This is a genomic window from Sinomonas sp. ASV486 (assembly GCF_030908215.1).
GTDB lineage: Bacteria > Actinomycetota > Actinomycetes > Actinomycetales > Micrococcaceae > Sinomonas > Sinomonas puerhi.
On record NZ_JAVFJK010000011.1, the window covers coordinates 123,383 to 148,278 of the forward strand.

General features: G+C 69.9%; 21 protein-coding genes and 1 riboswitch. Of the genes, 7 read left to right on the top strand and 14 right to left on the bottom strand.

Features of this window, described 5'->3' with window-relative positions; all coding sequences use genetic code 11:
• Positions 1 to 16: 16 nt before the first annotated feature.
• Positions 17 to 152: riboswitch (TPP riboswitch) on the bottom strand.
• Between the two features lie 91 nt (positions 153 to 243).
• On the top strand, positions 244 to 504 hold the full coding sequence (locus tag RBS60_RS15745) for a DUF4235 domain-containing protein (RefSeq protein ID WP_307958530.1): 261 nt from the start codon (positions 244 to 246) through the stop codon (positions 502 to 504).
• A gap of 299 nt (positions 505 to 803) precedes the next feature.
• Here RBS60_RS15745 and mnhG read toward each other — a convergent pair whose 3' ends face one another.
• The 6 genes from mnhG to RBS60_RS15775 are packed head-to-tail and all read right to left on the bottom strand — an operon-like array spanning position 804 to position 7,152.
• Positions 804 to 1,193, bottom strand: coding sequence for a monovalent cation/H(+) antiporter subunit G (mnhG, locus tag RBS60_RS15750; protein WP_307958531.1), 390 nt, complete (start codon positions 1,191 to 1,193; stop codon positions 804 to 806).
• Positions 1,190 to 1,477 (bottom strand): monovalent cation/H+ antiporter complex subunit F, encoded by a 288-nt coding sequence (locus tag RBS60_RS15755; RefSeq protein WP_307958532.1) that lies wholly within the window; start codon positions 1,475 to 1,477, stop codon positions 1,190 to 1,192. Before RBS60_RS15755 ends, mnhG begins: the two co-directional genes overlap by 4 nt.
• A complete protein-coding gene (locus RBS60_RS15760; RefSeq protein WP_307958533.1) occupies positions 1,474 to 2,061 on the bottom strand; it encodes a Na+/H+ antiporter subunit E in 588 nt (195 codons plus the stop codon). Before RBS60_RS15760 ends, RBS60_RS15755 begins: the two co-directional genes overlap by 4 nt.
• Positions 2,058 to 3,632, bottom strand: coding sequence for a Na+/H+ antiporter subunit D (locus RBS60_RS15765; RefSeq protein ID WP_307958534.1), 1,575 nt, complete (start codon positions 3,630 to 3,632; stop codon positions 2,058 to 2,060). Before RBS60_RS15765 ends, RBS60_RS15760 begins: the two co-directional genes overlap by 4 nt.
• Positions 3,629 to 4,135: a Na(+)/H(+) antiporter subunit C gene (locus RBS60_RS15770; RefSeq protein ID WP_307958535.1), complete on the bottom strand. Its 507-nt coding sequence runs from the start codon at positions 4,133 to 4,135 to the stop codon at positions 3,629 to 3,631. Before RBS60_RS15770 ends, RBS60_RS15765 begins: the two co-directional genes overlap by 4 nt.
• Positions 4,132 to 7,152: a Na+/H+ antiporter subunit A gene (locus RBS60_RS15775; RefSeq protein WP_307958536.1), complete on the bottom strand. Its 3,021-nt coding sequence runs from the start codon at positions 7,150 to 7,152 to the stop codon at positions 4,132 to 4,134. Before RBS60_RS15775 ends, RBS60_RS15770 begins: the two co-directional genes overlap by 4 nt.
• Positions 7,153 to 7,295: 143 nt before the next feature.
• Here RBS60_RS15775 and RBS60_RS15780 point away from each other — a divergent pair, with 143 nt between their 5' ends.
• From RBS60_RS15780 to RBS60_RS15795, 4 genes are all read left to right on the top strand, one after another.
• Positions 7,296 to 8,675: an MFS transporter gene (locus RBS60_RS15780; RefSeq protein ID WP_307958537.1), complete on the top strand. Its 1,380-nt coding sequence runs from the start codon at positions 7,296 to 7,298 to the stop codon at positions 8,673 to 8,675.
• Positions 8,676 to 8,767: 92 nt separating this feature from the next.
• On the top strand, positions 8,768 to 9,250 hold the full coding sequence (locus tag RBS60_RS15785; RefSeq protein WP_307958538.1) for a cation:proton antiporter regulatory subunit: 483 nt from the start codon (positions 8,768 to 8,770) through the stop codon (positions 9,248 to 9,250).
• 6 nt (positions 9,251 to 9,256) lie between these two features.
• Positions 9,257 to 10,459 carry a cation:proton antiporter gene (locus RBS60_RS15790; RefSeq protein WP_307958539.1) on the top strand — a complete coding sequence of 401 codons (1,203 nt, stop codon included), beginning with the start codon at positions 9,257 to 9,259 and terminating at the stop codon, positions 10,457 to 10,459.
• Between the two features lie 130 nt (positions 10,460 to 10,589).
• A complete protein-coding gene (locus RBS60_RS15795; protein WP_307958540.1) occupies positions 10,590 to 11,426 on the top strand; it encodes an amino acid-binding protein in 837 nt (278 codons plus the stop codon).
• A 4-nt stretch (positions 11,427 to 11,430) separates the two neighbouring features.
• Here RBS60_RS15795 and RBS60_RS15800 read toward each other — a convergent pair whose 3' ends face one another.
• From RBS60_RS15800 to RBS60_RS15825, 6 genes are all read right to left on the bottom strand, one after another.
• Positions 11,431 to 12,270, bottom strand: a complete 840-nt coding sequence (locus tag RBS60_RS15800) for a pyruvate, water dikinase regulatory protein (RefSeq protein ID WP_369045506.1) — start codon at positions 12,268 to 12,270, stop codon at positions 11,431 to 11,433.
• Positions 12,271 to 12,402: 132 nt separating this feature from the next.
• Entirely contained in the window at positions 12,403 to 14,805 is a 2,403-nt protein-coding gene (gene ppsA, locus RBS60_RS15805) for a phosphoenolpyruvate synthase (RefSeq protein ID WP_307958543.1), read from the bottom strand.
• 61 nt (positions 14,806 to 14,866) lie between these two features.
• On the bottom strand, positions 14,867 to 15,649 hold the full coding sequence (locus tag RBS60_RS15810) for an LUD domain-containing protein (RefSeq protein ID WP_307958544.1): 783 nt from the start codon (positions 15,647 to 15,649) through the stop codon (positions 14,867 to 14,869).
• Positions 15,646 to 17,208 (bottom strand): lactate utilization protein B, encoded by a 1,563-nt coding sequence (locus RBS60_RS15815; protein WP_307958545.1) that lies wholly within the window; start codon positions 17,206 to 17,208, stop codon positions 15,646 to 15,648. Before RBS60_RS15815 ends, RBS60_RS15810 begins: the two co-directional genes overlap by 4 nt.
• Positions 17,205 to 18,062: a (Fe-S)-binding protein gene (locus RBS60_RS15820; RefSeq protein ID WP_307958546.1), complete on the bottom strand. Its 858-nt coding sequence runs from the start codon at positions 18,060 to 18,062 to the stop codon at positions 17,205 to 17,207. The genes RBS60_RS15815 and RBS60_RS15820 overlap by 4 nt, the downstream gene beginning before the upstream one ends.
• A 120-nt stretch (positions 18,063 to 18,182) precedes the next feature.
• On the bottom strand, positions 18,183 to 21,080 hold the full coding sequence (locus RBS60_RS15825; protein ID WP_307958547.1) for an FAD-binding and (Fe-S)-binding domain-containing protein: 2,898 nt from the start codon (positions 21,078 to 21,080) through the stop codon (positions 18,183 to 18,185).
• A gap of 172 nt (positions 21,081 to 21,252) precedes the next feature.
• On the opposite strand from RBS60_RS15825, the gene RBS60_RS15830 reads away from it, so the two are divergent.
• A complete protein-coding gene (locus tag RBS60_RS15830) occupies positions 21,253 to 22,935 on the top strand; it encodes an L-lactate permease (protein WP_307958548.1) in 1,683 nt (560 codons plus the stop codon).
• Between the two features lie 102 nt (positions 22,936 to 23,037).
• A complete protein-coding gene (locus tag RBS60_RS15835) occupies positions 23,038 to 23,742 on the top strand; it encodes a FadR/GntR family transcriptional regulator (RefSeq protein WP_307958549.1) in 705 nt (234 codons plus the stop codon).
• A 37-nt stretch (positions 23,743 to 23,779) separates the two neighbouring features.
• Here the strand turns inward: RBS60_RS15835 and dcd are convergent, their stop codons facing one another.
• Both dcd and RBS60_RS15845 read right to left on the bottom strand, forming a co-directional pair.
• The gene (gene dcd / locus RBS60_RS15840; protein ID WP_307958550.1) at positions 23,780 to 24,355 is read right to left on the bottom strand and encodes a dCTP deaminase; all 576 of its coding nucleotides are present in this window, start codon (positions 24,353 to 24,355) and stop codon (positions 23,780 to 23,782) included.
• A 104-nt stretch (positions 24,356 to 24,459) separates the two neighbouring features.
• Positions 24,460 to 24,891 (bottom strand): SRPBCC family protein, encoded by a 432-nt coding sequence (locus RBS60_RS15845; protein WP_307958551.1) that lies wholly within the window; start codon positions 24,889 to 24,891, stop codon positions 24,460 to 24,462.
• Positions 24,892 to 24,896 lie beyond the last annotated feature (5 nt).

The following is a 24,896-nucleotide window of genomic DNA, read 5'->3' on the forward strand; positions in this document are numbered from 1 at the left end:
GGAGGGCAGCCGCAGCTGCCTTGAGAACTCGACTCCCTTCGCCGGTACTAGCCGGAGCAGGTTCGAGGGTCTGCGGTAGCCCGCACTCTCAGCGCCCTGCTCCCGGACCGGCTCGGTGCCGGCTTGGGGGCGACGCTCCCCTGTCGTTGGTGAAGCCCATTGTACGTCGTGTCCGGACGCGCGGGACCGGCGTGGCGGGAGGGTCCGCCCTGATCGGCGCACGGTCACGTTAGGCTGGCCACCATGAGCATCCTCATCAAGCTCCTCGGTACGGCCATCAGCATTGGCGCGGGAATCGTTGCGACCAAGCTCGTCGACTTCGCATGGGAGAAGGGCACCGGGAACAAGCCTCCGAAGGACGCGACCAACCTCGAGGAGAGCCTGCGGGACACGCTCGTGTTCGCACTTGTCTCGGCCGGAGTGGGTGCCGTGATCCAGACTCTGGCGCAGCGGTACACGCAGCGCGCGATCGCAAACTTCAAGAAGACCCCCGAGCTCACCTGAACCCCCCGTTCCAGTTCGGTGGGTCGCCTTCCCTGACCGACGGTGCAGGTTTCCCCAGCTTTAGGCTTCAACCCACCGCGCGTCGCCCCGATTGACCGGCGTGTCGCTACCTCCGGCTCCGGAGAGCTGTGGAGTTTCGTACGGTGGCCGGGCTCATGCGCGCGTAGGGCGTGGCACCGCGGCGTCCCGGGCAGGTGCGGAAGTCGCACGACGCCGCCACTCGCCGTCGTGCGCCCGCCGCGCGGAACCCGCACTCGGTGACCTCCGGAAGGTGACCCCCAGAAGATGACCCCTGGACGCTAGGGGGCGTCGTTGTCCGATCCGTGTTCCTGCTCGACCCGCGCCACGACCTCCTCGAGCTCGTCGACCGAGAGGCGCGACCGGTCGTAGTGCTTGGTCCGGTAGCCGGCACGGCCCACCATGTGCGCCGAGACGGGGACCGTCAGGAGCTGGAAGATCCAGGCAACCACGAGCAGCGGCACGAGGGACCACGTGCGCCACTGCAGGCCCGCGGCCGTGAGAAGGAGCAGCGACCCGAAGACCTGTGGCTTGGTCGCGGAGTGCATGCGCGTGATGAGGTCCGGGAAACGCAGCACCCCGATCGCCGCCGCGAGGGACATCGCCGATCCGAGAACCATCAGCACGGCGGCGGTCCAGGTGAGGGCGGTGTCCACGGCATCGGCGCTCATGGGCGCCTCCTGTCCTGCACGAACCGTGCCACCGTGACCGAGCCGATGAAGCCGATGATCGTGATCGCCACGACGAGTGCGATGTTGTTGGTGTGGCGATTGGCGGCCATATCGACGCACAGGGCCGAGGCGACGACCGCGAGGAGCACGTCCGCAGCGAGCACCCTGTCCAGCAGCGCGGGCCCCTTGATCATGCGGAGGATCGCGCCGAAGGCCGCAAGGGAGAGCAGCACGCTGCAGATCCCGAGGACCCAGGGCATCACCATCGCGCTGGCCCCGCTCATCGGGTCCCTCCCTCGCCCCGCTCCGCGGACATCATCCGCTCGAGGTGGTGCTCTTCGTTGACCAGCGCCAGCTCCTCCTTGGTACCCATGATGCGGATCAGCTCGGCCTCGGCGTCGAGCACCTCACGGCGCACCCGCTCGGCACCGGCGGCGTCCTCGACGTTGATGAAGTGGACATAGAGCGTCGCGTTGGCCCGGTCGACGTCGACCACCATCGAGCCCGGAACGAGCGAGGTGACGTGGCCGGTCGCGGTCACCATAAGGTCGGTGTGGCTGCGCAGGGGGACGGCGACGACGGCGCTGCGGACGCGCGGGCCCTTGGCAAGGGCGAGCCACAGGAGCTCGAAGCTCGCGACGGCGACGTGCCACACGAACACAAACGAGTAGCGCACGGCGTGCAGTACGTTGAACCTCCCGCTCAGCCCGACGGGCGGAAGGTAGAAGAGCCGGGTCACGATGAGCGCGATGATCGCGCCGAACAGCAGATTCCCGGGCGAGAAGTCCTGCCACAGGGCCCCCCAGATGATCACGAGCCAGGCGAGCAGAGGGACTTCGATCCGCAGCGGGTTCCTCGAGTGCTTCATCGGTGGCCTCCCGGGGTGAACTGGGCCCGTGCGGCGTCCGACGCCTCCGTGCCGAGGACAGCGGAGATGTACGGCGACCGGTCCAGCATCTCCCCCGCGGCCTGTTGGCTGAGCCGGTACAGCGGCCCAGCGAACACCGTGAGGGCGAGGCCGACGACGACGAGTCCCGCCGTCGCGCTGAGCATCGGCACCGGCATCGCGTTGGCCGCGGCCGGCTGGAGCAGCGTAGGCGCGGGTGACACGGCGTCCTCGGCGCGCCGCCAGAACACGCGGCTCCACACGCGGGCCATCGCGAGCAGGGTCAGTAGGCTCACGACGACGCCGGCGGCCACGAGCACGAACGCGAGCGGCGTACCGAGCTGCACGCCCGCCTGGAGGAGGCCGAGCTTCCCGAGGAACCCGGACAGCGGTGGGATGCCCGAGAGGTTCATCGCAGGGAGGAAGTAGAGGAGCGCGAGCACGGGCGAGAGCTTCGCCAGTCCGCCGAGCCGGTCGATCGACGACGAACCGCCGCGCCGCTCGACGAGCCCCGCGACGAGGAAGAGGGAGGTCTGGACGGTGATGTGGTGCACCACGTAGAAGACCGCAGCGGCCAGCCCGAGGACCGAGCCCAGGGCCACGCCGAAGACCATGTACCCGATGTGGCTCACGAGCGTGAAGGACAGGAGCCTCTTGATGTCCGTCTGGGCCAGGGCGCCCAGGATGCCCACGACCATCGTGGCGAGTGCCACGACCATGAGCGGGACATTGAGCGCGTCACCGGGGAAGAGGAGCGTCTCGGTGCGGATGATCGCGTAGACGCCGACCTTCGTCAGGAGGCCCGCGAACACGGCCGTGACGGGTGCCGGTGCGGTGGGGTAGGAGTCCGGAAGCCACAGGGACAGGGGGAACACGGCAGCCTTGATGCCGAACCCCACCAGCAGCATCGAGTGCAGGAGCAGCTGCGTTCCCGGGTCCAGCTGGCCCAGCTTGACTGCGAGGTCCGCCATGTTCACGGTTCCGGTCGCGGCATAGACCATGGCAATCGCAATGAGGAACAGCAGCGACGAGACAACGCTCACGACGACGTACGTCACCCCCGCGCGTATGCGCGGCCCCGTCCCTCCGAGCGTCAGGAGGACGTAGCTTGCGGTGAGGAGGATCTCGAACCCGACGTAGAGGTTGAAGAGGTCCCCGGCGAGGAACGCGTTGGAGACGCCCGCCACGAGGATCATGTAGCTGGGGTGGAACACCGAGATGGGACCGTCCTTGTCCCCGTCGGCCACGCCCTGCGCCGTGGCGTAGACCAGGACGGCGAGGCTCACCGTGGTCGAGATGACCAGCATGAGCGAGGAGAACTGGTCCACGACCATCGTGATGCCGAACGGAGGGGCCCACCCGCCGATCGTCACGGCAGAGGTGCCGCCGTCCCACACCGAGAGCAGGAGCAGCACCTCGAGCGCAAGCGTCAGCGCGAGCACGGAGATGGTGACGGTGCGCTGGGCGCGCTGCTGCCGCAGCAGGAGGAACGCGAGGGCGGCCCCGAGGATCGGAAGGGCGACGGCGAGCGGTGCGAGGCTGGCGATGTTCACTCTCGCGTGGCCTCCTTCCGTTGTGCCGCGTGGGTCCTCGGATCGAGCATCGCGAGCGCCTCGCGGTCCGCGGCGGCAGCGGCCTCGGGGATGGGGAACTCCGAGAGGTCGACGGGAACGTCGGCATCGTCCTCCGCATGCCAGCTGGGCTGCGCGGCCACGCGGCGGTCCTCGATATCGTCCGCGACGATGTCCCCCCGGCCAAGCTGCCACGTCCGGTAGATGAGGGCGAGCATGAAGGCCGTCACAGCGAACGAGATCACGATCGAGGTCAGGATGAGGGCCTGCGGCAGCGGGTCGTTGTACGCGGAGGGGTCAGCACCCTTGACGATCAGCGGGGCGAGCCCGGCTTTACCCCCGGTCGCGAGCAGGAGGACGTTCGCGCCGTTGGTCAGGAGCATGAGCCCCAGGAGCACCCGCGTGAGCGACCGTTCGAGCAGCAGGTAGATGCCGGCGGCGAACAGGAGTCCGGCGACGACCGTCAGGGTGAGGTTGATGGTCATCTGGCGGCCTCCTCGCCGGCGCGTTCTCTGCGGACCTTCCCGGCCCCTTCCTTCTGCCCCACCTCGAGCTGTTCATCGATGCGCGAGCCGAGGCTGCGCAGCACGTCGACGACGAGGCCTACCACCACGAGGTAGACGCCGATGTCGAAGATCGTGGAGGTCACGAACTTGACGTCGCCGAAGACGGGCAGCCAGAGCTCGACGATCGCGCTCTGGAACATCTGGCCGCCGAGGGCCAGGGGTACGGCCCCGGAGAGTGCGGCAGTCCCGAGGCCCGTGCCGAGGAGGACGCCGGGCCCAACAGAGGCTGCCTCGTGCAGCTCGAAGCGGCCGCCGGCGAGGTAGCGGACGGTCAGTGCGAGGCCCGCGAGGAGCCCACCTCCGAAGCCCCCGCCGGGGAAGTTGTGCCCGGCGAGGAGGATGTACACCGAGAAGACCACCAGCGAGTGGAAGATGAGCCGAGTGATGACCTCGAAGATGATCGATCGCCGCTCGGGCGCGAGGGTCCGCCCTGCAACGAGCCAGGCGTCGCGCGTGATGGTCGCGAACGTGCGCGCGACGGCGAGCTCGGCGCCGCCCCGCGATCGCTTGTCGACACCGCGCATGCGGCCGATGCTGCCCGTCGGGACGTCCGCCGTGTCCCCGAGCCTGCCGCCGCTGTGCCTGATGAAGATAAGGCTCGCCACCCCCGTCGCAGCGAGCGCGAGGACAGAGACCTCTCCGAACGTGTCCCACGCCCGCAGGTCCACGAGGGTCACATTGACGATGTTGAGACCGCCGCCCCCGGTGTAGGCCAGGTCCGCGAAGTGCAGGGAGACAGGCTCCGCAATGCGCGCGTCCATGGCCACGAGCGCCGCGAGCACCATCACCGTGCCGAAGACAAGGGCGATGACGATGCGGGCCACGCGGTATCTCCCTCCCATGCGGTCCCGCAGCTGCGGCGGGAGGCCGCGCATCCCGAGGATGAACGCGACGAGCACGATCGTCTCGACGAGCATCTGGGTGAGGGCCAGATCCGGCGCGCCCTGCAGCGCGAAGATGAGCGAGATGCCGTATCCCGTGACGGACACCATGAGCACGGCGAGGAAGCGCTTGTTGGCCCTGAGCGCGGCGAGCGCGGCGACGACGATCGCGACGCCGATCACGGGCGTGAGCGGCGAGCCAGGATCCACAAGCGTGATCCGGTCCGGCCCCGGCAACGGCGCACCGCCGGCCAGGAGTGCCGCGATGGGCACGAGCGCCGCGACGGCCAGGATCACGGCGAGGTAGAAGAACAGCGAGCCGCGCTGGGTGCGGCCCGTGACCCAGATGGCCACATCATCCGTGGCGCCGATGATCGCCCGGTAGCCGCGCTCGGCGTCCACGGGCACGCCGAGGCGGGACTGCGCACGCTCCACGGCGCCGCGCGCCGCGAACAGGAGCGCGCCGATGAGCCAGCCCGCCGCGGAGAAGGCGAGGGGAAGTCCGACGCCGTGCCACACCGCGAGGTGCGGTACCCCGCCGATCCCGGCGGCAGCCGCCCGGGCGGCGTCGTGCGTCACGGCGGCCGCCCCCGCTGCGACGTCGGCGGCGTACGGACCGACCCACGAATCCACCGGGCCCGGCCACAGCCCATAGACGAGGCCCGCGAGCGCGAGCACCGCCGGAGGGGCGACGAACAGCGGCGGGGTGGGCTTGAACGGGGTGTCCGGCATGCCGGGCTTGAGGGCGAACGCGCCCCACACGAAGCGGGCGCTGTAGGCGACGGTGAGGGCGGATCCGAGCGCAAACCCGATGAGCATGACGTCGCGCCAGCCCGCCCCGAGCGGGGCGTGGTCGAAGGCGTCGAAGACGGCTTCCTTGGCCACGAAGCCGCCGAACAGGGGAAGGCCGGCCATCGACGCCGCGGCGAGGGCTCCCGTGACCGCGAGGGCGCGCGAGCGGCGGAATACGCCCGAGAGCCGGCGGAGGTCCCGGGTGCCAGTCTGGTGGTCGATGATGCCCACCACGAGGAACAGCGCCGCCTTGAACAGCGCGTGGGCCACGACCATCGCGAGGCCCGCGAGCGCGGCCGAGGCGGTTCCGAGGCCCACGATCGCGATCATGAACCCGAGCTGGCTCACGGTGCCGAACGCGAGGATGAGCTTGATGTCGGTCTGGCGCAGCGAGCGGTACCCGCCCAGCAGCATCGTCGCGAGGCCGAAGCCCAGGACCACAGGCTGCCAGTAGGGCGTCTCGGCGAGGCCCGGAGCGAGGCGGGCCACGATGTAGACGCCGGCCTTGACCATGGCGGCCGCGTGCAGGAACGCCGAGACCGGCGTCGGTGCCGCCATGGCCGCCGGCAGCCAGAAGTGGAACGGGATGAGCGCGGACTTGCTGAGCGCACCCACCAGCACGAGGACGGCACCCGCGGCGACCGCGCCCGCAGTAGCCGGGTCTGCGACGAGCGCGGGTGCCTTCTCCAGGAGCCCAGAGATGCGGTAGGTTCCCGCGGCGTGGCCGAGAAGGACGAGTCCGATGAGCATCGCGAGGCCGCCGGCGGTCGTGACGATCAGGGCCTGGAGGGCCGAGCGGCGTGCCGAGAGGCGCACGTTGGCGTACCCGATGAGGAGGTACGAGAGGACGGACGTGAGCTCCCAGAAGACGAACATGCCGATGAGGTCGTCCGCCGCGACGAGGCCGAACATGGCTCCCGCGAACGCGAGCATCTGGCCTCCGAAGCCGCCGAGCCCAGCGTCGTCGCGCTTGAAGTAGCGCGCGCAGTACAACAGCACGAGAGAGCCCACACCCAGGACGAGGAGGCAGACCACCCAGGCCAGCGGATCGAGCCGGAACGCCATCTGGACGCCCAGAGTCGGGATGAAGTCCCAGGATTCAACGACGCCACCGCTGTACGCCGCGCCGTGCTGGAGCACCAGCCAGACGAGAGAACCGGCCGGCACCGCGGCGAGGAGGAAGAACGCCGCCCGCCCGAGCCGGCGGAAGATCCACGGCGCGCCAGCCGCCACCGCAAAGTGCAGGGCGAGTACTGGCAGCACGGGCGACTCCGCTCGGTTGGAGGTTCAATTTTCCACGCGTTGGGTATGGCGGCATATCAGTTGGGTTCGGCTCGGGCAGTCTATCAATCGCCTCGGTTGGCGTGCCGGGCGCCGGCCCGCCGGCACCGGCTAGAGTTCGGGGTATGCACGCGTCCGGTGTCTCCGAACTCGAACGGCACACTGCGCCTGTGCGGCGCGGCCAGGTATTGGCGTGGGCCTCGTGGGACTGGGGGTCGGCGGCCTTCAACGCCGTCATGACCACGTTCGTCTTCACGGTCTACCTCACGTCCAAGGCGTTCGGCGGCGAGGACCATGCCTCCGCCGTGCTCGGGGCCTGCCTCGGCGCCGCTGGGCTCGGCATCGCGCTCATCGCACCGGTGGCCGGCCAGCGCTCCGACGCCGGCGGGCGGCGCAAGCTGTGGCTCGGCGTCCACACCGGCGTGGTCGCGCTCCTCACGGGCCTGTGCTTCTTCGCCTTCCCCCGCCCCGAGTTCCTCCTCTACGGCGCCTCCCTGATCGCCGCAGGGCACGTCTTCAGCGAGCTCGCGGGCGTGAACTACAACGCGATGCTCGAGCAGATCGCCACCCCCAGGACCATCGGCCGGATCTCCGGGCTCGGCTGGTCCGCGGGGTACTTCGGCGGAATCGTCGCGCTGCTCCTCGTGCTCGCGCTGTTCGTGCAGCCCGCGTTCCCCTGGTTCGGCGCCTCGACCGGGGATTCTCTGAACATCCGCCTCGTGGCCGTGTTCTCGATGCTGTGGATCATCGTCTTCTCGCTCCCGGTGATGTTCGCGGTACCCGAGGTCCCGCGGCAGCCCGCGGCCCGGCTCGGCGTCGTCGCCTCCTACGGGCTCCTGTTCCGGCGGATCCGCGCGATCTGGAAGACCAGCCCCCACACGATCTACTTCCTCGTGGCCTCGGCGGTCTTCCGCGACGGGCTCGCGGCCGTCTTCACCTTCGGCGGCGTCATCGCCGCAGGCACGTTCGGCTTCACGCTCTCCCAGGTCATCTTCTTCGCTATCTTCGGGAACATCGTCGCGGCGGTCGGCGCCATTGCGGGAGGGTTCCTGGACGACCGTCTGGGGCCCAAGCGCGTGATCATGGGTTCCCTCGTCGGGCTGCTCATCGCGGGGACATCCATCCTCGTCCTGGGCAAGGGGACCTACGAGCTCGGCGGATTCACTTGGACAGGCACCGTGACGTTCTGGGTCTTCGGCCTGTTCCTGTGCCTCTTCGTGGGGCCGGCCCAGTCCGCCGCCCGGGCCTACCTCGCGCGGCTCGCGCCCGACGGCGAGGCTGGCGAGCTCTTCGGCCTGTATGCGACGACCGGGAGGGCCGCGAGCTTCCTCGCCCCCACGCTGTTCAGCCTGTGCATCACGATCGCGACCCCGTTCGTCGCCGCAGGCGAGGCGCAGCGCTGGGGGGTCCTGGGGATCATGGTCGTGCTCCTCGCGGGGCTTCTCGTGCTGCTTCCGGTCAAGCCGCCTGCCCGGGTCGCGACCGCCGTCGTGCCCGTGGCCTGATCCCGCGCCCTGACCCCGCGCACTCGTCCGGCCGGCGCCGGGCTGCGCCGTCTTCCGGTCTCACGTGCCACGCCGCGCACTAGAGTTGAGCCATGAACGTTGACGAGACGGACCTGCCCGGGTTCGGGGTCCGCAAGGACTTCATGACACAGTCGGGCCGCAGACTCGGGGTCGTCACCCACCGCGACGGCGAGACCGAGCTCATCATCTCCGCCTGGGACGATCCGGACACGTGTCAGGCAAGCATCCCTCTCACAGGCGAGGAGGCCGCGACCCTCGGGAACCTGCTCGGCGGCCAGCGGATCGTCATGCAGCTCACCGAAGAGCACCGTGACCTGCCCGGCATCTCGACGCGGCAGTTCCACATCGCCGCCGAGTCCCCGTTCCGCGGCCATCCCATGGGCAAGGCCCAGATCCGGACGCGCACGAGCGTCTCCATTGTGGCGATCATGAGGGAGGGCGAGGTGCTCGCATCGCCGGGGCCAGACGTCGTCCTGCACGTCGGCGACCTCATTGTCGCGGTCGGCACCGAGGAGGGCCTCGACCAGGCCGCCACGATCCTCCGCAACGGCTGAGCCGCGATGGACCCACTCGCCCTGACACTGATCGAGCTGGGGGCGGTCGTCTTCGCGCTGGGCCTCCTGGCACGGCTCGCCGCTCGGATCGGCATGTCGCCGATCCCGCTGTACCTCATCGGCGGGCTGGTGTTCGGCGCAGGCGGCCTCGTCGACCTGGGCCATGTGCGGGACTTCGCGCATTTGTCGGGCGAGATCGGCGTGATCCTCCTCCTGCTAATGCTTGGACTGGAATATACAGCGCGGGAGCTGTTCACGGGCCTCAGGAAGTCGTGGCAGGCCGGGGTCATGGACCTCGTGCTGAACTTCCTCCCGGGCGCCGGGATCGCACTCATGCTCGGCTGGGGCGGCGTCGGCGCGCTCGTCATGGGAGGCGTGACGTATATATCGTCATCGGGAATCGTCGCCAAGGTCATCACGGACCTCGGTCGTCTCGGCAACCGCGAGACGCCCACCATACTCGCTGTCCTCGTCTTCGAGGACCTCGCGATGGCGATCTACCTGCCCATCCTCACCGCGACCCTCGCTGGCGTGAGCTTCCTCGGCGGCCTCCAGACCGTCGGGATCTCGCTCGTGGTCGTGACGGTCGTCTTCTTCGTCGCGCTCCGGCATGGACACCGCGTCTCCAAGGCGGTGCACAGCGAGAACTCCGAGGTGTTCCTCCTGAACGTCCTCGGCCTCGCCCTGCTGGTGGCGGGCATCGCGTCGGCGATGCAGGTCTCCGCGGCGGTGGGCGCGTTCATGCTCGGCATCGCGATCTCGGGCACGACGGCCCACCTCGCCTCCCGTCTCCTCGAGCCGCTGCGGGACCTCTTCGCGGCGATCTTCTTCGTCGCGTTCGGCCTCAACACGGATCCCACGACGATCCCTCCCGTTCTGGGCTGGGCCCTCCTACTCGCGCTCGTCACCGCGGCGACGAAGATCGCGACAGGGTGGTGGGCGGCCGCCCGGGCAGGCGTGGCTGTACCGGGCCGGGCGCGCGCGGGTGCAGCTCTCATCGCGCGCGGCGAGTTCTCGATCGTCATCGCCGGCCTTGCGGTCACCACGGGTGCTGTCAACAGCGAGCTCGCGGCCCTCGCCACCGCCTACGTGCTCCTCATGGCCATCATCGGCCCGCTTGCGGCGCGCTTCGTCGAGCCCCTCGTGAAGGCGATCCGCAGGCCGCGCGGTGGCGGACCGCGGGAGGCGTCGGCGAGGGTTCCCTTCTGAGGGTGGCAGGGCACGGCGCACGACGGCGCGTGGCCGGCCGGGTGCGACGGCTGCGGGTGCCGGCCACGCGGCGTCGAGCTTAAACGCCCCGGCAATCCGGGCGAAACAGCATTCCGTTTGGATAGGGTGCATGAGCACCTTCACGCACACGCCCCCTCCATCCGAGCTGGCCTGCGAAGTGTGTGGCCGGTACCCGGAGCCAGCCAAGCTCAGGGCAACGCTCGCGAACATCCTCGCCACGCTGCCGATCGAGCTCTCAGCCAACGCTCTCCTGCTCGAGACACACTGGCCCGTGGCGGTACAGGTCGTCCTGCTCGGGATCGCCTCGACGGCACTGGTGATCTGGGTCGCCGAGCCGGGCGTCCGGCGGATCTTCCGCTCGTGGCTGCACGCGCCGGCGCTGCGGAGGCGGCGCGAGCTTGCCGTCGCACCCGCCTTGTGGCGAGCCCGGGCCACCCTGTCCGACTCCCCCGGCGCGCTCGAGCACCTCACGCACGCGCTGGCGCGGCTGGGCGTGAACATCCTCGCGATCCAGGCGCAGCCCGTCCGCAGCGGAGTCGTGGATGAGCTCGTGCTGTCCGCACCCGGCGGGCTGACAGAGGCCGACCTGCTCGAGGCGCTCGCAGAGGGGGGAGGCGAGGCACCGCGCGCCTGGCCGACCACGCCGCTGGCACTCATCGACGGGCCGACCCGTGCACTCTCGCTCGCGGCGCAGGTCGCAGAGGCCCCGGCGGAGCTTCGTTACGCGGCTGCCGAGCTCGTGGGCGCCCAGATAGTGCCCGCCGAGCGTGCCCTTCCGGATGACTGGCACGCGGCGGGGACCGTCCTGCGGATCCCGACGCCATGGGACGAACCGCTCGTGCTGATCCGGCCCGGGGTCCCCTTCACCCCGGCGGAAATCGCCCGGGTCAGCAGACTCGCGGAACTCGCGGAGGTCGCCGAGGGCGCACGTCGGGGGCTTGGGTAGCGGCTCAGTGGTGGAGGTGCATCCGTTGGAGGATGGTCGCGGCCATCTCCTCGACAGACATCACGCTCGAGTTGACGTGCGGAATGCCATGGCCGAGGTAGAGGGCCTCGGCGCTGCGCAGCTCGTAGCCGCACTGCTGGAGGGACGAGTACTGCGACCGGGGCCTTCGCCCGGTGCGCACCTGGTGCAGGCGCAGGGGGGTCGAGGAGAGGCCGAAGCACTTCCCGACGTGCGGCAGGAGGGGGGCCGGCAGCTCCCCCCGCTCGAAGTCCTCGTCGACGAGTGGGAAGTTGGCGGCAAGGATCCCGTGCTGCAGGGCCAAGTACATGGTGGTGGGCGTCTTGCCGCACCGGGAGGGGGCGATCAGGATGAGTTCGGCGTTCTCAAGCGCCCGGATGGACTGCCCGTCGTCGTGCTCGATCGCGTACTCGACCGCCGCCATCCGCGACTGATACCGCAGAACGTTGCCCTGGCCGTGGGCCTTTCCGAGTTCCCCGCTCGCCTGGGTGCCGAGAGCGCGCTCGAGCTCGCCGACGTGTCCCCCGAGCAGGTCGATGAAGTGCGCGCTCGCGGTGGAGAGGATCGCCCGGATGCCGGTGTTCACGGCCGTGGAGAAGATCAGGGGGAGCGGGCCGAGCGATGCAAGCTCGTTGATGGTCGCCACCACCTGATAGGCGAGCTCGGGAGTCGAGATGAAGGGAACGGTCTCTCGGGCGAAGGATTCCTGCGGAAACTGGGTGAGCAGCGTGTTGCCGAACGTCTCGGCTGTAATCCCCGTTCCGTCGGAGAGGAAGAAGACTGGCCGGTCGCGCTGATCTTTCACGGTGTTCCTGCCTTGGGTCATAGGTCGCCGTGGGGGGGGGGGGGGGGGGGGGGGCGGGGGGGGGGGGGGGGGGGGGGGCGGGCTTGGGTTTTGGGGGCGGGGGGGGGCCGGGGGTGGGCCGGGCCGCACGGAGGAGGTTGGCCTGTGCCAGACCTACCGGGCCGCTCCGGCCAGGCGCATCCGGGTGTCGACCACCGTGTCGGGGTTGAGGGACATCGAGTCGATGCCCTCGGCCACGAGCCAGTCCGCGAGATCCGGGTGGTCGCTGGGACCCTGACCGCAGATGCCCACGTACTTCCCGCGCGCCTTGCACGCGCTGATGGCCAGGCTCAAGAGCTTCTTCACGGCCGGGTTGCGCTCATCGAACCGGTCTGCGACGAGGGCCGAGTCGCGGTCGAGGCCGAGCGTCAGCTGTGTCAGGTCGTTGGACCCGATCGAGAACCCGTCGAAGAAGTCGAGGAACTCGTCGGCGAGCAGTGCGTTGACGGGGAGCTCGCACATCATGATGATCTTGAGGCCGTTGTCGCCGCGCTTGAGTCCGTTCTCCCCGAGCAGCTCGATGACTCCCGAGGCCTCCTCGAGCGTGCGGACAAAGGGCACCATGAGCTGGACGTTGGTCAGTCCCATGGTGTCCCGCACGTACTTGACGGCCTCGCACTCGAGCTCGAATGCGGCGCGGAAGTCCGCGGACAGGTACCGCGAGGCCCCACGGAACCCGAGCATGGGGTTTTCCTCGTTCGGCTCGAAAGCCGGGCCGCCGAGCAGGTTCGCGTACTCGTTGGACTTGAAGTCGGACAGCCGCAGGATGACGGGCTGCGGCGCGAATGCCGCGGCGAGCATGCTCATACCCTCGGCCAGACGCATGACGTAGTAGTCACGGGGCCCGGGGTAGGCGCTGATCCGCTCCTGAATCCGCGTGACGGTCGCGTCCGTGAGACCCTCTTGACGGTGCGACGGGTCCTTCTCGAGGGCCAGCAAGGCGTTGGGGTGGATCCCGATCTGACGGTTGATGATGAACTCGAGCCGGGCCAGCCCGATCCCATCGTGCGGGAGTTTGGAGAACGTGAAGGCCTGATCGGGCGTACCGACGTTCATCATGATCTTCACGGGGAGCTCGGCGAAGGCGCCCAGCTCACTCTCCTCGATCGCAAAGTCCAGGAGGCCGTCGTAGATGAAGCCCGTCTCGCCCTCCGCGCAGGAGACCGTGACGGAGCTGCCCTCGGCGAGCATCTGGGTGGCATCGCCTGTGCCGACGACGGCGGGGATCCCGAGCTCGCGGGCGATGATGGCCGCGTGGCACGTGCGCCCGCCCCGGTTGGTGACGATCGCCGCGGCGCGCTTCATGATCGGCTCCCAGTCGGGATCGGTCATGTCCGCCACGAGCACGTCCCCCGCCTCGAACTGGGCCATCTGCTCGAGCGAACGGAGGATCTTCACCTTCCCCGCGCCGATCCGCTGCCCGATGGCGCGCCCCTCCGCGAGGAGGGGCCCCGTCTCGTGGAGCCGGTACCGGGTGGAGGTGCTCGTGGAGGTGCGGGACTGCACGGTCTCCGGGCGGGCCTGAAGGATGTAGAGCTTCCCGTCAACCCCGTCCTTGCCCCACTCGATGTCCATCGGGCGCCCGTAGTGCTCCTCGATCTTCACCGCCTGCCTGGCAAGTTCCTGGACCTCGTCATCAGTGATGCTGAACCGACCGCGCTCGCCCTTGGCCACGTCGGTGAACTCGACCGTCGCGCCGCCGCCCGCAGCGTCGGAGTAGACCATCTTGACGGCCTTCTCGCCCAGGCCTCGCTTGAGGATCGCGGGGCGCCCCGCGAGCAGGCCGGGCTTGTGCACGTAGAACTCGTCCGGGTTGACCGCGCCCTGCACCACGGCCTCGCCCAGACCGTACGAGGACGTGATGAACACGGCGTCCCGGAACCCGGACTCCGTGTCCATCGTGAACATGACGCCGGAGGCGCCGACATCGGAGCGGACCATCTTCTGCACGCCCGCCGAGATCGCCACCTCGGAGTGCGTGAAGCCGTGGTGAACCCGGTAGGCAATGGCGCGATCGTTGTACAGCGACGCGAAGACGTCCTTGATCGCGGTGAGGATGTTCTCGATGCCCGTCACGTTCAGGAAGGTCTCCTGCTGCCCCGCAAACGAGGCGTCCGGCAGGTCCTCCGCCGTGGCACTGGACCGGACAGCCCAGGAGACCGTCGCCGTGCCGGAGGCCTCGCGCCCCGCGAGGTCCGCGTACGCGTCGCGGACCTCGCGTTCGAACTGCTCGGGGAACGGCGCGGAGGTGATCGCCGCCCTGATCTTCGTCCCAGCGGCGGCCAGCGCCGCGACGTCGTCCGTATCGAGCCCCACGAGGGCCTGATCGATCGTCTCCTCGAGGCGGGCACCGCGCAGGAACTCCCTGAAGGCCTCTGCGGAGGTCGCGAAGCCCGGCGGGACGCTCACGCCGGCTGCGGACAGATTGCTGAAGAGCTCCCCCAGAGAAGCGTTCTTTCCACCCACCCGGTCCACATCGCCCATGCCGAGCTCGGAAAACCACAAAATATCAGCCATAACGTCTCTATCCTTCTCCGTTGAAGTCACAAGGGTGCCCATGGGCCCAGCCGGGCTCAGACTAGCGGACGATCAAGACATCCAGGATTCGGGGGCCGTGGACGCCCTCGACGCGCTCGAGTTCGATGTCGCTCGTTGCGCTCGGCCCCGAGATGAGGGTGAGCGGGCGCGTAATGTCGAGCCGCGCGAAGCCCTCGGGAACGAGGCCCACGATCGTCTCGGCCGGGACCACGCACACGTGGTGGTCCGGCACGAGCGAGATCGCACGCCGCCCCTGGTCCGGCGACCCGTCGAGGACGATCGTGCCGGTCTCGGCGACGCTCACCGCGGAACTCGTCACGACCGCGTCGAGCGCATCGAGGCGGTCGACGCCGAGCGGGGCCTCCCGCGAATCCGTCACCGCGTGCTCGGCGAGACTCGAGTGCAGCCACTCGCTGGGAAGCCCGGCGGGCGCGACGAAGGTCTTCCCGTCGAGCCGCACCCTGATGGCCTCCACGAGGCCGTCCCGGCCCACGATCTCGACGCTCGCCTTGTAGTCCTCGAGGCGATCGACCAGCATGGCGACGAGCTCGTCCTGGGCGAGCCCCGACGTCGTGCGATACGGCCGGGTGACTTCGCCGCCACCCGGGGTGACCTCAGCGCCACCCGGGGTGACCTCAGCGCCACCAGAGGTGACCTCGCCGCCACCCGGGGTGACCTCAGCGCCACCCGGGGTGACCTCGGCACCACCAGAGGTGACCTCGGCACCACCAGGGGTGACCTCGGCCGCACCCGGGGTGACCTCGGCGGGGGCGGTGCCGAGGGCCGCGTGGATCCTGGCCAGGATGTCGTCGCGCGCGCTCACTTGCTCTCCCCTTCGGTTGCTGCGTGATCCGTTGCCGGCCGACTGCCGTCTCGCTTCTTCCATTGCTGCCGGAACGACTCCGCGGGCGGGGCGGGGATGTCGCGGCTCTGCGTCCAGCCGGCACCGATGCCGGGCAGCTTTGAGATGACCCCATCGCGCCCGGCGGCGACCTTCCCCAGCGGGAGGCCGCGTTCGAGCAGGCCCATGCGCGCGCCGTCGGACATCGCCCAGGACGCGCCGGTCATGGCGAGGTCGAACTGCGAGGGCAGGCGCCGCGCACCAGGCTTGGACCGCCGTTCCTCGACGTCCTCGCCGCGCAGGTGCACGAGGATCTCGGGGATGTTGATCTTCACCGGGCAGGCGTCGAAGCACGCCCCGCACAGCGAGGACGCGTAGGGCAGGGACTTGTTCTCCTCGGCCTCGATGCCCGTGAGCAGCGGGGACAGGATCGCTCCGATCGGGCCGGGGTACGTGGACCCGTAGGCGTGGCCGCCGGCCCTCTCGTACACGGGACACACGTTCATGCATGCCGAGCAGCGGATGCAGTGCAGCGCGGAGCGCCCGTGGCGGTCCGCGAGCGCCCGGGTGCGGCCGTTGTCGAGGATCACCACGTGGACGTTCTGTGGGCCGTCGCCAGGGGTCACCCCGGTCCACAACGACGTGTAGGGGTTCATGCGCTCCCCGGTAGAGGACCGCGGCAGCAGTTGCATGAAAACGCCCAGGTCCTCAGCGCGCGGCAGGACCTTCTCGATGCCCATGACGGTGATGAGGGTCTCGGGCAGCGTAAGGCACATGCGCCCGTTGCCTTCGGATTCGACGACGCCGAGGGTGCCGGTCTCGGCAATGCCGAAGTTGGCACCCGAGATCGCGACTCGCGCCGAGAGGAACTTGGCACGCAGGTGCGCGCGGGCGGCCATCGCGAGGCGGCGCGGCTCATCGGTCAGATCCGGGTCGACGCCGGGCATCTCCCGCAGGAAGATGTCGCGGATCTCGGTGCGGTTCTTGTGGATCGCGGGAACCAGGATGTGGCTCGGCTTGTCGTGGCCGAGCTGGACGATGAGCTCCGCGAGGTCCGTCTCGAACGCCGCGATTCCACGCTCCTCGAGGTACTCGTTGAGCCCGATCTCCTGCGTGGCCATGGACTTGACCTTGACCACCTCGGTGGCCCCACTGTTCTCGTCCGGACCTGTCTCGTCCGGACCTGCGGCCCGGATCAGCTCCTCCACGATCCGGTTCGCCTCGGCCGCGTCCCTGGCCCAGTGGACCGTCCCGCCGCGGGCCGTGAATTGCTCCTCGAACTGCGCGAGCAGCTCGGGCAGGCGTTCCATGGCCTCGGTCTTGATCGCGGAGCCCGCGTCCCGCAGGGCCTCCCAGTCGGGCAGCTCGGAGACGACCTTGAGCCGCTTGTCCCGGATCGTGTGGGTCGCGTGGGTGAGGTTCCGGCGCTGCTGGGCGTTGCCGAGCTCGCGCTTCGCGTACTTCGGGAACGGCTCGAGCTCGGAGATGTTGCCGAAGCCGCGGGGAGGAACGGCAGGGATTCCAAGGCTGACGGCGGTCATCGCGCACCTCCAGGGGTACCGGCGAGGGCAAGCTCACCGTCGAACATGAGAGGGCTTTCCCGCGTCGAGGCGAGCACCTCCGCAAGGTGGACGGTCCGCACGGGGCGACCGGACGGCGTCGTGCGCCTCTCGCGGGAGAGGCCGCCGCCGATGTGCATGAGGCAGCTCGCGTCGCCGCCCGCGCAGGCCCCGGCCCCGGTGCCGCAGATGTTGGCGACCTTGTCCGCGAGCATCGCCGAGGAGACGTCCGCGTTCTTGATCGAGAACGTGCCGCCGAACCCGCAGCATTGGTCAGCCTCGGGGAGGTCGAGCACGTCGAGCCCCTCGACCGAGGCGAGCAGGCCGCGCTGGCGGTCGCCGAGGTGGAGCAGGCGCATGCCGTGGCAGGACGGGTGGTACGTGATGGTGCCGGGGAGGTAGGAGCCGAGCTGGGCGGCCGCGTCGGTGACGCCGAGGACGTCCGTGAGGAGCTGGGCGAGCTCGTACGTGCGGGCGCCCACGGCGTCGGCACGGCCCGCAAGGGTGGAGTCGGCGCCCTTCATGCCGTGCTCCACCGCCCAATCCGCGACCATGGCGTGCTGGTGCTTGACCGAAGCGACGCACGACCCGGAGGGCGCCACCGCGACGTCGAATTCCCCGGAGTCGAAGCCAGCCTCGAACGTGCGGACGTGGTTCTCGACGACGGGCAGCGCCTCGCGCAGGTAGCCCGAGTTGACGTGCATCTGGCCGCAGCAGGCCTGGCCGGACGGGAACACGACCTCGTGTCCGAGCCGCTCCAGGATCTCCACCGTGGCCTCCGCGACGCGCGGGTACATGGCGTCGACGATGCAGGTCGCGAAGAGCGCGATCTTCATGGTGTCCTCTCTCGGCCCGGACGCGGATGCGTCGCTGGCCCATGTGGTCTGACCATAGCATAGCAATGTGCGGGTGATCACACCCACACTATGGTTCGGGAGGGCGGGGCGCCCACCGCGTCAGGGGCGCGTCGCCTCTGCGAGCAACTCCAGGATGTGCCGGTACGGGCGCCCGGTAGCCCGGGTCAGGCCGATCTCGCACGTCCGGTTCGATGATGCGTACTCGGCGAAGCGCCCGCCACGCTCGCGCTCGGCCTCCGCGAGGCCGCCCGCCTCGGGGGCCGTGGCCGAGGCCGTGAGCTCGGGGTGCAGAAGGCCGCGGTCTCCCGCGAAGCCGCAGCAGCCGGCCTCGAGCGGAGTGAAGACCTCGTCCGCGATGTGCCCGGCGATCGCGGCGAGCTGCGGCGTGGTCCCGGCGATGGTGCCCGAGCAGGTGGGGTGGAGCGCCACGGACGGGATCCGCGAGCTCACCTCGAGCCGCGGCAGGAGCCCCGCGGCGAACTCGATCGCGTCCACGACCCTCAGCCCGGAGCCCTCGGCGGCCGAGCGGAGCATGATCGCGAGGCCCTCGGCGCACGAGGAGGCGTCGACCACGATCGGCAGGCGCCCGCCCTCGGTCGCCTCGAGAAGCGCAGGTACCACGATCGAGCGCATGTGCTCCCAGCCCAGCGTCATGCCCTTGGACTTCCACGGCGTCCCGCAGCACATCGAGCCGACGCCCTCGGAGGTGCGCAGCCGCACCCCGGCCCGGTCGCACACGTCAAGGAACGCACCGGTGGCGCCGCCGGGGTGGCCACCCTCCTCGGGTCCGAACATCGTGCCGATGCACGCCGAGAAGAGCACGGCCTCCGCGGCGTCGTCGCGCCGCCGGGGACGCGCGACGCCGCCGCCCGGCAGCCCGCCGTCGTACATCGGGATCTCTTCGCCGAGCAGCTTCCGCGCGACGCGCGTGACCCCCTCGAGGGGGGCGGACGGGAGGGCCTTCGCGGAACTCAGCGCCGCTCCCCCGACGCGCGACGCCGCGCCCCACGCGTGCGCCGCGGCGTTCCACGCCGCGGACTCGATGCGGCCGGCCTCCTCGGCGCGCACGCGGCGGACGAGGTCGCCGGTGTTGATGCCCACGGGGCACGCCGTGCCGCACATACCGTCGACGGCGCACGTCGAGACACCGCTGTAGTCGTAGCCGTCGAGGATCTGCCGCGCGAGCTCCTCGTTGCCCTCGGCGCGGGCCTGCTCAGCGTCGCGGCGGAGCGTGATGCGCTGGCGCGGGGTGAGGGTGAGCGAGCGGGACGGGCACACTGGCTCGCAGTACCCGCACTCGACGCAGCGGTCCACTTCCTCCTCGACCGCGGGAGTGACCTTGAGGTCAGCCAGGTACGAGCGGGGGTCGTCGGAGAGGACGGCGCCCGGGTTGAGGATGCCGCGCGGGTCTGCGAGGCGCTTGACCTCCTTCATGACCTCGTACAGCTCGTCGCCGTACTGGCGGCGCACGTACGGGGCCATGATGCGGCCGGTACCGTGCTCGGCCTTGAGGGTCCCGCTGGCGCCGAGCACGAGATCGACAAGGTCCTCGGTGAAGTCCTCGTACCTGCTCGTGTCGCCCGTGGAGAAATCCTCGTTGAGCATGAAGTGGAGGTTGCCGTCCTTGGCATGGCCGAAGATCACGGGGTCGCGGTAGCCGTGGTCGGCCAGGAGCCCCGCGAGGTCGTGGCAGGTGCCTGCGAGGGCCGGGACTGGAACGGCGATGTCCTCGAGGAGCTGGCTCGTGCCGGACGGGCGCGCGCTCGCCACGGTCGAGTAGAGGCCCTTGCGGACCTTCCACAGGGCGGCGCGCTCGCGGGCGTCCCGCGTCATGGCGACGGGCCGGGCGAGCCCGAGGCCCGCGAACAGCCGCGTGGCGGCGCTGGCCCGGTCCGCCAGTTCCTCGGGACTCGAGGCGGCGAGCTCGACGAGCAGCCCCGCCGGGTCGGAGAGGTCCAGAGTCCGGATCTCCTCGGGGCAGTCGGAGAGGCGCGAGGAAACCCGCAGGGACACGGCATCCATGAGCTCCGCGGTGTCCGCGCCGGCTGCGACGAGCTCCGGGATCGCCGCAGCGGCGGCGCCCACGCCGGGGAAGACGAGGAGGCCGGTGGCGATGTGGGGCTTGACCTCGACCGTGTCGAACACGGCCTCCGCCACGAACGCGAGCGTGCCCTCGGAACCGATCACGAGGTGAACGAAGATGTCGAGAGGGTCCTCGAAGTCCAGGAACGCGTTGAGCCCGTAGCCCATGGTGTTCTTCATCGAGAACTGGTGGCGGATCCGTGCGACCGAGTCCGTCGAGGCGAGGATCCGCTGCCCCAGCCGTGCGAGGCCCTCGTGGAGCGCGGGCTCGCGGCTGGCGAATTCGGACGACGCCGCGGGGTCGCCGGAGTCGATCACGGTCCCCGAGGGCAGGACGAACCGCATGGATTTCAGGGTCCGGTACGTGTTGGCCTCGGTGCCGCAGTGCATGCCGGAGGAGTTGTTGGCCACGACGCCGCCGATCGTGCACGCGATCTCGCTCGCCGGGTCCGGCCCGAGCGCGCGGTGGTGCCGGGCGAGGCGCGCGTTGACGGCGCGGACCGTCACGCCCGGCTGGACGCGCACGGACGCGCCGCCGCCGAGCACCTCGAGGCCGGAGAAGTTGCGGCGCGTGTCCGCGAGGACGCCCGCCGTGATCGCCTGGCCGGACAGGCTCGTACCTCCGGAGCGGAAGGTCACGGGGGTATCGTGCCGCGCGCAAGCGGCGAGGAGGCTCGCAATGTCCCGGTCCGTGCGCGGGGCGGCGACGACGCTCGGGACGAGCAGGTAGTGCGAGGCATCATGGGCCTTCGCGTGCAGGTCGAGGGGCCGCGTCGTCACGGCCTCGGCGCCGAGGGCCGCCGCGAGCTCGGCGGCGAGCGTCTGTGTACCGGTGCCCGCGGCCTCCGCTGCGGCCGCCGCGGAAGGTGCCGCCGTCTCGCGGAGGTGAGCGCTCGTCGTCGTGCGCAGCTTCATGGGAAGTCCTTCCGGGCAGACAGATTGAAGGGTATGTGGTCGGACCATATCACCACGTGTGCCCCTTGTCACAACCCCGGGGATGTGTGCTAGATTACGTGGTCGGACCACGATGGTCCTACCACATCGGCGCCGGGTTGCCCCCGGTCTCCACCTCCCCACAGGAGTCCGCATGACCTTCACCCCCGTGACCGACCCGGTGGCCGGCAGCGTCGCCGTCTCCGCCCTGATCGGGCTCATCCCCCTTGTGACCTTCTTCGTGCTGCTCGCCGTCGTGCGCACCAAGGCCCATGTGGCCGGCGCCTTCGCTTTGCTCGCGGCCCTCGTCGTCGCGACCCTCGCTTACCACATGCCGATCGGGCTCGCGGCCCTCGCGGCAACGCAGGGCGGCATCTTCGGGGCCTTCCCTGTGTTCTGGATCGTCCTCACGGCTGTGTGGCTGTACCAGGTCACGGTCCTGAGCGGTCGGTTCGAGGACCTCAGGCGCATCTTCGACCGCCTCGGCGGCGGGGACCTGCGCATCCAGGCCATCCTCATCGCCTTCTGCTTCGGCGGCCTCATGGAGGCGCTCGCGGGCTTCGGCGCACCCGTGGCCATCACCGCAACCATGCTCATGGCCATCGGCCTCAAGCCCCTGCGCGCCGCGGCGACCGTACTCGTGGCCAACACCGCGCCGGTGGCCTTCGGGGCGATCGCCATTCCGATCACCACGGCGGGCGCGCTCACCGGCATCCCCGCCGAGCACATCGGCGCGATCGTCGGCCGGCAGACACCCCTCCTCGCGTTCCTCGTGCCGCTCCTGCTGCTGCTCATCGTGGACGGCATCCGGGGCCTCCGCGACGCGTGGGCGCCCGCGCTCGTGACCGGCGTCGCGTTCGGCCTCGCACAGTTCCTGTGCTCGAACTACTTCTCCTACGAGCTCACCGACGTGGTGGCCTCACTCTTCGGCCTCGGCGTCGCCATTGCCTTCCTTCGAGTGTGGAAGCCCCGCGGGGCCGATGCGGCCCGGGCGCGACTCGGCATCGCCGCGCCGTCCGCCGTCGGGCCGGGCGCAGCGGCCCAGAGCCTGACCGGCCAGCGCGTGTGGCTCGCACTGTTCCCGTACGTGCTGGTCATCGTCGTGTTCGCAGTGTCGAAGCTGTGGCGGCTCGGCATCGACATCCCCGCAGCCCTCGCCGCAACGGACGTCAAGGTCAACTGGCCGATCCTCCACGACGCCCTCCTCGGTGCGAACGGCAAGCCCGTGTCCTCGACCGTCTACAACTTCCAGTGGCTCTCCGGCCCCGGCACTCTGCTGCTCATCTCGGGCCTGATCATCGCCATCGTCTACTCGAAGTACGACGGCGACGGGCGCTTCAGCCTCAAGGTCTCCGACGCGATCGCCGAGCTGTGGCGGACGCTGGTCAAGATGCGGTTCGCGGCCCTGACGATCATCCTCGTGCTGGCGGTCGCGTACGTGATGAACCTCTCGGGTCAAACGGTCGCGATCGGCACGTGGCTCGCCGGCACCGGTGCGGCGTTCGCGTTCCTGTCCCCGATCCTCGGGTGGATCGGCACGGCCGTGACCGGATCCGACACGTCCGCCAACGCGCTCTTCGCCAAACTGCAGCAGACTGCCGGGCACGCCGCGGGCATCGACCCGTCGCTGCTCGTCGCTGCCAACACGTCCGGCGGCGTGGTGGGGAAGCTCATCAGCCCCCAGAACCTCGCGATCGCGGCGACCTCGGTGGGCATGGACGGCCAGGAGTCGGTCATCCTGCGCAAGGTCGTGTGGTGGAGCGTGGGCATGCTGCTGGTGCTGTGCACCCTCGTCTACCTCCAGTCCACGCCAGTCCTCGGATGGATGCTCCCGTAGCCCGTCCCGCGCGGCGGCGAGCCCTCGCTCCGATGCCCCGCGCTCCCGGGGCTAGGGCCGGCGTCGTGCGTGACGGCACCCCGTTTACGGCAGGATGGACCCATGTCTGAATCCGCGACCGGCCGCGCGCATGACGCGGTGCTGCGCCACATCGAGGGAAGCCTCCGCTCCGGCGAGCTCAAGCTCGGCGATCGGCTGCCGGGCGAGCGTGCCCTGGCCGAGCAGTTCGGCATCTCGCGCGCGTCCGTGCGGGACGCGATCCGCTCCCTCGAGGTCATGGGCGTAGTCCGGTCCGCGACCGGCTCGGGGCCGAATTCGGGGACGATCGTGGTCTCGGACCCCTCCTCGGCGCTCGGTGTGGCGCTGCGGATGCACGTCGCGAGCCACCACCTGCCCGTCAAGGACGTGGTCGAGGCGCGCATCATGATGGAGACGTGGTCCCTCGGGCGCGCGGCCTCCGCGCCGTGGACGCCCGAGCAGCTCGACGACGCGCGCCGCCTCCTCGACGCGATGGACGACGACGCGCTGCCCTCCGAGATCTTCACGCTCCTCGACTCGCAGTTCCACGTGGCCCTGAGCACGCTCGCGGGCAACGTGGTGGTGAGCACCATGATGGAGTCAATGCGCGAGGCCATCCGCGGCTACATAGACGACGCCGTAACTCGCCGCGGCGGCTGGGATCAGGCCGTCACCGTGCTCCGAAGCCACCACCACGCGATCTTCGACGCCGTCGAGGCGCGCGACGGCGAGCTCGCGGCACGCCTGGTGCGCGAGCACATCGAGTGGTTCTACGCCCAGAGCGTCTGAGCGGCCGGGCGTGCGGTCCGGAGCAGACCTGCGAGCGTCAGATGCGCGTCCGGTGGAAGTTCAGGTGGCTCCGTGAGGCCGTCGGCCCGCGCTGGTTCTGGTACCGGTTGCCGTACTCGCCCGAACCGTAGGGGTGCTCCGCGGCGGAGGAGAGGCGGAAGAAGCACAACTGGCCGATCTTCATCCCGGGCCAGAGTTTGATCGGCAGCGTCGCGACGTTTGAGAGCTCGAGCGTCACATGTCCCGCGAAGCCTGGATCGATGAACCCTGCGGTCGAGTGGGTCAGGAGCCCGAGCCGTCCCAGCGAAGACTTCCCCTCGAGCCTTGCCGCAATGTCATCGGGAAGGGACACGGTCTCGTAGGTGGATCCGAGCACGAACTCGCCCGGGTGCAGGATGAACGGCTCATCGGAGTCCACTTCAACGAGCCGGGTGAGCTCGGGCTGCTCCTCCGACGGATCGATGTGCGCGTACTTGTGGTTGTCGAAGAGCCGGAAGAACCGGTCGATCCGCACATCGACGCTCGAAGGCTGCACCATCCCCGGGTCGTACGGCGTGAGCCGGATGCGCTCGGCGTCGATTTCGGCACGGATGTCGCGGTCTGAAAGCAGCACGTCTCCCAAAATACCGCAGCGCCCCTCCCCCGCATCGCGGCAGGGGCAATCTGCTGCGCGACGAGGCAGGCTAGGCGGGAATCCGCCTGGGCCGAAGGGGCTGGCTACGCTTCGAGGACGGTCTTGAGCGTCTCGAGCTGAGCGACCTCGTGATCCATGGTCTTCTGGATCATGCCGCCCATGAGCTTCATGAACCCGGAGGGCTCGTAGGAGAGGCCGAAGGTCACCCTCGTGCCGCCGCCGTCGGGGCCAATGAGGAAGACTCCGTGCGGCCTCGCGGGACCCGCGATGACCTGGAAGCGGATGACCTCTCCAGGGCGCGCTTCAGTGATCTCGTAGTCGCCGTCGATCTCGCGGCCCCCCGGGCCGGCAAGCCGCTGGGCATAGACCGCGCCCTCCTGGCCCGCGGGGCCCGAAGCGTGGGAGACGGAGCGAACGCCGGAGCGCCACTTCGCGTTGTTGAGCCCGTCGACGAGGAACGCGTAGACGTCCTCGGGTGTGCGCTCGACGGTCACGCTGTGTTCAGCCGCTGCCATAGCCG